This is a genomic window from Cytophagia bacterium CHB2 (assembly GCA_030263535.1).
Classification (GTDB): Bacteria; Zhuqueibacterota; Zhuqueibacteria; order Zhuqueibacterales; family Zhuqueibacteraceae; genus Coneutiohabitans.
On the sequence record SZPB01000430.1, the window covers coordinates 1 to 7,547 of the forward strand.

7 protein-coding genes are annotated in these 7,547 nt (G+C 53.9%); 4 read left to right on the forward strand and 3 right to left on the reverse strand.

Annotation, left to right across the window (positions count from 1 at the left end; genetic code table 11):
* Nucleotides 1-1,205: hypothetical protein (locus FBQ85_26550; protein ID MDL1878693.1), on the reverse strand; the 1,205-nt coding region annotated here is incomplete at its 3' end.
* Nucleotides 1,206-1,249: 44 nt separating this feature from the next.
* On the reverse strand, nucleotides 1,250-2,341 hold the full coding sequence (locus tag FBQ85_26555) for a hypothetical protein (protein MDL1878694.1): 1,092 nt from the start codon (nucleotides 2,339-2,341) through the stop codon (nucleotides 1,250-1,252).
* A gap of 425 nt (nucleotides 2,342-2,766) precedes the next feature.
* On the opposite strand from FBQ85_26555, the gene FBQ85_26560 reads away from it, so the two are divergent.
* From FBQ85_26560 to FBQ85_26575, 4 genes are all read left to right on the forward strand, one after another.
* On the forward strand, nucleotides 2,767-3,660 hold the full coding sequence (locus tag FBQ85_26560; GenBank protein ID MDL1878695.1) for a hypothetical protein: 894 nt from the start codon (nucleotides 2,767-2,769) through the stop codon (nucleotides 3,658-3,660).
* Entirely contained in the window at nucleotides 3,657-3,995 is a 339-nt protein-coding gene (locus FBQ85_26565; protein ID MDL1878696.1) for a hypothetical protein, read from the forward strand. Before FBQ85_26560 ends, FBQ85_26565 begins: the two co-directional genes overlap by 4 nt.
* Before the next feature lie 308 nt (nucleotides 3,996-4,303).
* Nucleotides 4,304-5,392: an alkaline phosphatase gene (locus FBQ85_26570; protein ID MDL1878697.1), complete on the forward strand. Its 1,089-nt coding sequence runs from the start codon at nucleotides 4,304-4,306 to the stop codon at nucleotides 5,390-5,392.
* Nucleotides 5,389-7,020, forward strand: coding sequence for a CHAT domain-containing protein (locus FBQ85_26575; GenBank protein ID MDL1878698.1), 1,632 nt, complete (start codon nucleotides 5,389-5,391; stop codon nucleotides 7,018-7,020). Before FBQ85_26570 ends, FBQ85_26575 begins: the two co-directional genes overlap by 4 nt.
* A 192-nt stretch (nucleotides 7,021-7,212) precedes the next feature.
* On the opposite strand, the gene FBQ85_26580 is transcribed toward FBQ85_26575, so the two are convergent.
* The coding region (locus tag FBQ85_26580; protein ID MDL1878699.1) for a hypothetical protein at nucleotides 7,213-7,547 on the reverse strand (335 nt) is incomplete at its 5' end.

Consider the following 7,547-nt stretch of genomic DNA (forward strand, 5'->3'; position numbering starts at 1 on the left):
TCATCCAAAATATCCGGAATGCCGTTGCCGCTTTCCGGAATGTTGAGTTCGTCGTCGGAAAAATTTTCGGGACGCAATTCATAAGCCAGCAGCAATGTTTTGCACGCATTCAAATGATAGGCATTGCGATCCCAATCCGCTGCATCGTGCCAGCCGCCCCAAAACGGTTTTTTGATGGTGGTGGCATATTGCGGCAATTGCGTGAACGCGTTGCCGCCGTCCAGGTAGCGCCAGGTGGAGAGAATCACGGTGTCGCCTTGGGCGGGATGATGGCAGCGCGGCCGCGTCCATTGGGTGTAAGGCGCTTCCAGAGCCACGCCGCAGCGTTGCAGATAAAGCGCGCGGATGGTGGTGTAAAACGCCTCGCGATAAACATCATCATCAACGCGAAACGGGTGGGAAGAGCCAACTCTCTCGACCATCAAGCGGTATTCGCCCGGCCGGTCGAAATCCGAAAAATCCGCAACCCAAACATCGGCGCCAGTGAAACTGCCGTAAGGCGCGTGCGTGGGATAACCGTTGTCCGGCCCGCCGGTTTGCAGCGCTTTTCGCAGTTCGATGACCCCAGAGTAAACAACCGTTCGGGATTTCTCTTCAACGAGATAGAATTGTGAAGCGGCATAATCATCCAACGCAAGCGGGCCGAGATCGCCCATCCAATGCGAGAGATAGGCATACTTCACCGGCGCTGACGGCGCGTAGCCGATTTGATTCACATGAATAGTTTCCGAGCGCAGCGCGTATTCGTCATAAACAAACGTCGTGTCGCTGATGGTTGGATCGAGGTAAGGAAAATCGAGGCGATAAGTTTTGCCGTGTTGCAGGGGATGGGGCAGTTCGAGGTAAATGAAATGTTCCAGCACATAGGGATAGTTTTGAGCATGAATCGAGCTGAAATCTTTGCCCTTGCTCTTGCGGCCTACTTTGAGCGGAGACAGCGGCGAGGCGTAATTCGGATCATCCGCGCTGTTGAGCGTATACGAAGCGGTTCGCATTGCCCAGATGAGCAGCAGCTCAGATTTGACGACGCGATCATCGTTGCCGGCCTGGCCGAGGCCATAATGCTCGACGTAGCCGTCGTCAAAATGCAGCATAAGAATCTTGTTCGTGACCGGCAGAAGCTGTTTGAATTTGGAGGCGGAGGCGTTGCCGCAAAGGAAAGTCAACGCAGCGGCAAGGGTGATGGATGTGGAAAGTGTTTTCACGTTGGGTGCTCAATATGGTTTTGAGGTTATGCCCCCAATCAGATTCAAATAATCTCAAACGCTTCATCAAGCATCGCCAGATAATTTTCCGGCGGCACGTAACTCGGAATCGAATTGCCGGAACCGAGCGCGTAGCGGCCGCGGCTGCCGCAGGTTTCAAGCAGAAAGCGCGCACGTTCTCGCACCTGCGCTGGCGTGGAGGCGGCGAGAATATTGACGTCCAATCCGCCCAACACGGCGAGGCGATCGCCGTAACGCGCTTGAAACTCCGGCGCAGGAATGATGACGTCTTCATACGAATGCTTGCCATCGATGCCAACGTCATTGATCAAGTCATCCATGATCTTGAGCACGTCGCCGCAGGAGTGCAGAAAATATGGTAGGCCCTTGGCGTGCGTCATCGCCGCAAAACGTTGGTGCCAGGGCAAAATCAGCGCGCGCAAATCTTTGGGCGAGATCAGCGGCCCGGTGCGGAAGCCCATGTCGTCGCCGGGAAAAACCGCAATGAGGCGATCCAAATCCAACAGGTGTTGGTAGAAGTCCGTCATCAGCTCGCCCAGCCGGTTGGCAACGGCCTCCACCAGCGGCCGGTCTTCATACAGCGCGCGGCACAGGCCTTCGAAAGACATGATCCATGAGAGATGCTCGAAGACGCCGCCGCCATGCGAAGACATCAATCCCATGCCTTCCGGTAAATGAGCATTCAAATATTCAAAGGGAAAGAAATCCATTTGCTCAATCGTGGGCCAGGGATAGCGTTCAAAATCATCCCAATTGCGGATGGTGCCCTCGTGTTCATCCGCCCACGCCCGTTGCTTATCGGAGCCGGGAACGGGATCTGGCTCGATCATCTGCTTGACGGGAAACGCCAGCGCGCGCTCGAAGCGGACAAAGTCGTAACCCAGCTGCTGCCAGAACGCGATGAAGTTGTCCAAATAGGCCTTTTGTGATTCGCGTTCGGCCGCTTCAGGCGCCCATTGGCGCCCGAGCAGATCGGTGACAATCGGTCGCATGACGACGTCATCGACAATGTATTCCACCAAGGGCACGCGCGGGCCTTTCTCGCGCCCCAGCAAAATATTGATGAAGCGTTTCGCATCGGGTTGCGGGTGCTTGAGAGGCAAGTGATGTAACATGATGAATGACTCCGTTCATTTTTTTGAACACGGATAGCGCGGATGACACAGGTTTACGCGAATTTTTTATCCGTGAAAATTCACCCAATCTGCGTCATCCGTGTTCAAAGCTTTTTAATTGCGTTTTGCCAAAAGCGCCCCACAAGCTCCCGCATTGGTAAAATCCCCATTCCAAAAAGCACTGCTATGAGTAAAATACGCAGCAGAAAAGGCGATGTCAAGCACACGCTATCCGTCATTTTTTTATGTGCTGCCCTTGAACTTTCATGAAATAATGTTAAATTGCGCGTTGACTTGAACTATCGTTGTTGGAGAATTTGCAATGACTTTTTTCTTGAAACGCTTTTGGTGTTGGCCGCGGCTGATTTGCTTGCCCGCGTTGCACGCCCAAATCGCGCCGCGCGCGCCCATTGATTGGACGGCGTATGATCACCGCCGATCGCCCGGGCGAGGCGCCGGGCGCGTGGTCGGTGCTGCCGCCCGAGGGCAAGGTCACGGTGCGCGAAATTTCGAAACAATATTGGCTGCATGCGCAAGAGCAGGTCACGGTCTCGCCGCTCGATCTCAAGCTGCCGGCGCAATTTACCATTGAAATGGATTTCAACGTGACGCCCCAGGGCTATAGTGGCCGCTATCGCCTCGATATGATCGGCGCCAACGCCGAAGACTGGCTCTCGCTCACGCTGGAACCGCCCGCGATTTTTTTTAGCATGTCGTCCGGTCTGACCTCGGAAAAAAATATCGATCTCACTGCCGGCACGCATCATCTCGCCGTGCAAGTCGACGGCAGCAGCCTCAAATGTTACATCGACGACGAACGGTTGATCAACATTCCCAAGAGCAGCGAATTTAAAGCCGAGCGTGTGGAAGTTTTTCTGGCGGGCACGGATGAGGAGGATGAGGCGGACGATCAATGCTGGTTCACCAATTTCACGGTGTCAGCCGGACCGGCCACGCTGCAAAACCAGCTCAGCGCTTCGGGCAAGATCGTATCCTACGGCATTTACTTCGAGCCGGGCAGGAACGTGATCCGTCCCAAGTCCACGCCGGTGCTCAAGCAATTTGCCGAATTGCTCAAAGCCGATGCCACGCTGAGTTTTTCAATCGAATGCCATGACAACGAACTTCCCTCGGAGGGCGACAATGTCCGGCTCTCGCAGGCGCGTGCCGAGGCGCTCAAAGAACATCTGGTAAGAGAATATAAAATCTCCGAGGAACAATTGAGCTCCAAAGGCTGGGGAGAAACGCGGCCGCTGGCGGATGCGAATACGGTCGAGGCGAGAAAAGTGAATCAGCGGGTGGAGTTCATTCGCAAATGAGCAAACCCGGGGCAAGGTTCCTGCTGGCGCTGTTGCTGCTCGGCTGTGAAACCAAACCGCAAAATCCCTTAACCGAACCGGAAAAATTTGCCGAGGTGTATGTTGCGCTGCTCAAGGCGACGCAGCTTGATTCGTTGCCGGCGGCCGGGCTCGATTCGCTGCTGCAATCCCGCGGTTATCAGCAACATCAAATACAAGAGGCCGCGCGCTATTATCGCGAGCATGCCGAGCAGTGGCAAGACGTGCTGAATCTCACGGTGCAGCAGCTTGAGCGCGAAGCCAACCCGCCCGCCGCAGATTCGCTTGCCGCACCGAAATTGAAACAGCCGGAATAAAACCCAGCCGCGCGTAACGGGCTAGGCGATTCGTTTTTCAAATCTAAAATAAACTTTCGAAAGTGTTTCGCCCACGAATGAAATCCCACTGAAAAAGGCGTTGTTGGCTCTGTGGGAATTCTACTTCCGTGGGCAAAGGCTTGTTGAAGTTGCCTGGAGAGCTTCAGATTTCAACTTGCCTGAAAATCGGTGGGGCATAGCAGAACGAAAGTTAAAAGATCCAATCCTTTAAACAGGAGTGAACGGAGTAAACAAAGATTGGAAAAAATTCACGGCTATCACATCAATCATGTGAGGAGATTGCGAACATGCGAAAATATATGATTGCTCTTGCAGGGACGATTTTGCTTTTCGCGTCATCTTCCTGGGCCGGCGCGCCCTCGGAACGTTTACCAAAAAATATCATTCTTTTCATTGGCGACGGCATGGGCGTGGCGCAAGTGAGCGCCGGTAAAACCGTCAAGGGAACCTTGCAGCTCGAACAATGCAAAACTGCCGGCTTACTAACGACGCACGCATCTGATGCTTATGTCACAGACTCTGCGGCAGGCGCAACAGCTCTGGCGGCAGGCATCAAAACCTACAACAAAGCGATCGGCGTCGATCCCGACAAAAAGCCGGTGAAAACCGTGCTCGAATATGCTGCGGAAAAGGGCAAGGCCACCGGCCTGGTGGCAACCTGTACCATCACCCATGCCACGCCCGCTTGCTTTGCTGCCCACGTGGATGACCGCAACAAGTACAACGAAATTGCCGAGCAACTCGCCAGGAGTCCGGTGGATGTCATGCTGGGCGGCGGCTGGGGTTATTTCGTGCCGAAATCACAAACGGACAGCAAACGCGAAGACGAACAGGATTTGTGGGCAATCCTGGCGAAAGATCGCACAGCCATCCGCACGTTGGAGGAATTTCAGAAACTCGCCAAGCCGAAAAAACTGGTCGGACTGTTCGAGGCCGGGCATTTGGGCAAAGCTGACAGCCGCACGGTCACACTGCCGGCCATGACAGCCAAAGCCATCGAAATTCTCGCGCAAAACAAAAACGGTTTTTTTCTGATGGTGGAAGGCTCGCAAATCGATTGGGGCAGCCACGACAACAATAGCGACTACGCGATTATGGAAATGGTGGATTTCGACGATGCCATCGGCGTGGGACTCGACTTTGCCAAGAAGAACAACGAAACCTTGATCGTGGTCACGGCTGATCACGAAACCGGCGGTTATTCTCTTTTAGGCGGCTCCGTTGCCGAGAAAACCGTCACCAAGACGGCGTTTACCACCACCGGCCACAGCGGCGTGATGGTGCCGATTTTTGCTTTTGGTCCAGGCAGTGAGGTGTTCGGCGGCATTCATGATAACACCATCGTCGGACAAAAGCTGATCGAGTACGTGAAATGAGCACGGCCATCAAAATACTTTTTCTCACGGCAAATCCCGAAGATGCCAGCCGCTTGAAGCTGGATGAGGAAATCCGCGCGATCAAGCAGGCGTTGCGCCAATCAGATTTCCGGGACAAGTTCGACATCGAACAACAAGAGGCTGTGCGCGTCAGCGATCTGCAAGGCTATTTGTTGCAACATAAATCCGTCATCGTGCATTTCAGCGGACATGGCAGCGCTGCCGGTGAAATCGTTTTGGAAGACGAGGCCGGGGAAAGCCATCCGGTTTCAAGTCGCGCGTTGGGCCGGTTGTTTGACGAGCTGAAAGACGATATCCGCTGTGTTGTGCTCAATGCCTGCTATTCGGAGAAACAGGCGCAGGCCATTGCCGAACATATTGATTGCGTCATCGGCATGTCCCAGGAAATCGGCGACGCTGCGGCCCTCAAATTTGCCACAGCTTTTTATCAAGCGCTGGGCTATGGCCGCGACGTGAAAACGGCGTTTGACTTGGGCTGTGCGCAAATCGATTTGGAAGGGCTGAACGAGCAAGACACTCCCAAACTCTTGGCGAAGCGAGTTGATCCCGAGAGGCTGTTTCTCATTTCCGAACATGAAGCTGCCATTACTTCTCCGGGCGCATCAAATACTTCGAAAAAGCCTTCGCGTTTAACCATGGGCCTGGCCGCGCTCGCCGCGCTTGGTTTGATTATGGCTTTGTGGTTTTTAGGCTGGCATTTTGGGAGGGAGGCCCGTGAAGCATCGAACTTGCACGCGGTGGCAGAGTTGCAGCGTGCCAACGGCGAATACGCCGCCGCATGGGAATCGCTTGAACAGGCAATCGCATTGCAGCCGGAATCCTCCGAACTGCAACAGGCGCAAATGCAATTGGCCATGGATTGGCTGCGCAATATCCGCGTACCTGAAGGCCAGACGTTCACCGAGATTGTCAACAAAACCATTGCATGCCTTTATCGCAATGTCGCCATGAACAAAAGCGCCGCCAGCGCGGATGTGCTGGCGCATATTGGCTGGGCAAATTTTCTCAAGTGGCGTGAAGGCGCGCGCGGCCTCAAAATCGAAGAGAGCTTTCAGGAAGCATTGAATGTGGATCCGGACAACGCTTATGCGCATGCCATGTGGGGATTTTGGATGCTCTGGCAAAACCGGAAATTGGAGGAGGCCCAGCCCCACTTCGCGGCAGCGCTGAATAACGGGAGAGACAAGGAATTTGTCCGCAGACTTCAGCTTCAAGCATTGCAAAATATTCGCAACGACGACTATACCCTGGAGTTGATCCGCGTGGCGAATGAGATGAGAAAGAATAATGAGGATCTGCCCCCGGAGCAACGCCGCAGGATTGAAAGTTACGTGTATTACATGTACCGGCGCGAAACGCTGAATGCCCTGCCTGCGATTCTGCCGCCCGAAGATCATCTCGCGACCTACAAATGGCTGACGCAGGATTTTGAAGACGTGGGCATGCTCCAACGCTTTTGGATGGCGCGCTTGACGGAAGCCGCCGGCGATTTGCCGCAAGCGCTTGCTCTCTATCGCGCCTTGAGCACCGAGCCGGATTTCGAACGGTTTACGCTATATGAGGAAATTACAGCCGGAATCAAACGCTGCTCCGGGCAGGCGCCGTGAAATTTCCCGAAACCGCCCGGGATCTTCATTCTGCTGCTTGATTCTGTTGATGAACACCTTATTAATCGCAGCATTTGCTGCCGGACACTTCGAAGAGACTATTTTGAAACCTGGAAAAGAATCCGTGAAGATCCGTGTTTATCCGTGGCTGTAAAAACATGCCCAGTAGAGAATCGTAGCAAACCGCGCTGGTTAATTCTTTTCCAAGACAGCTTTAACAAGTCCCCGCACCGCGTTGCACAATAAAATTTCCTCTGCCCTCTCCAGTTCTTGCGGCAAAAGAATTTTCTCCTCAAGCGTGAATTTTCCCGAGGCAACCAGATGCGCGCGATACACGCCCGGCAGCACGCCACAATCCAACGGCGGTGTGAAATAGCGGCCTTCACTTTTGATGATGAGGTTGCTGCGGCAGCCCTCGGTTATCTCGCCGCGTTCATTGCAGAAAATCACATCGAAGAATCCCTCCGCTTCCGCCGTTTTTAACTCACGATCATACAAATCCCGCCGCGTGGTTTTGTGAAAAAGAA

What these genes read in the sequence shown, in the direction of transcription:
- FBQ85_26565 (MDL1878696.1), top strand. Translation starts at nt 3,657, where the DNA reads ATGAGCAAACCCGGGGCAAGGTTCCTGCTGGCGCTGTTGCTGCTCGGC.
- FBQ85_26570 (MDL1878697.1), top strand. Translation starts at nt 4,304, where the DNA reads ATGCGAAAATATATGATTGCTCTTGCAGGGACGATTTTGCTTTTCGCG.
- FBQ85_26555 (MDL1878694.1), bottom strand. Translation starts at nt 2,341, where the DNA reads ATGTTACATCACTTGCCTCTCAAGCACCCGCAACCCGATGCGAAACGC.
- FBQ85_26560 (MDL1878695.1), top strand. Translation starts at nt 2,767, where the DNA reads ATGATCACCGCCGATCGCCCGGGCGAGGCGCCGGGCGCGTGGTCGGTG.
- FBQ85_26575 (MDL1878698.1), top strand. Translation starts at nt 5,389, where the DNA reads ATGAGCACGGCCATCAAAATACTTTTTCTCACGGCAAATCCCGAAGAT.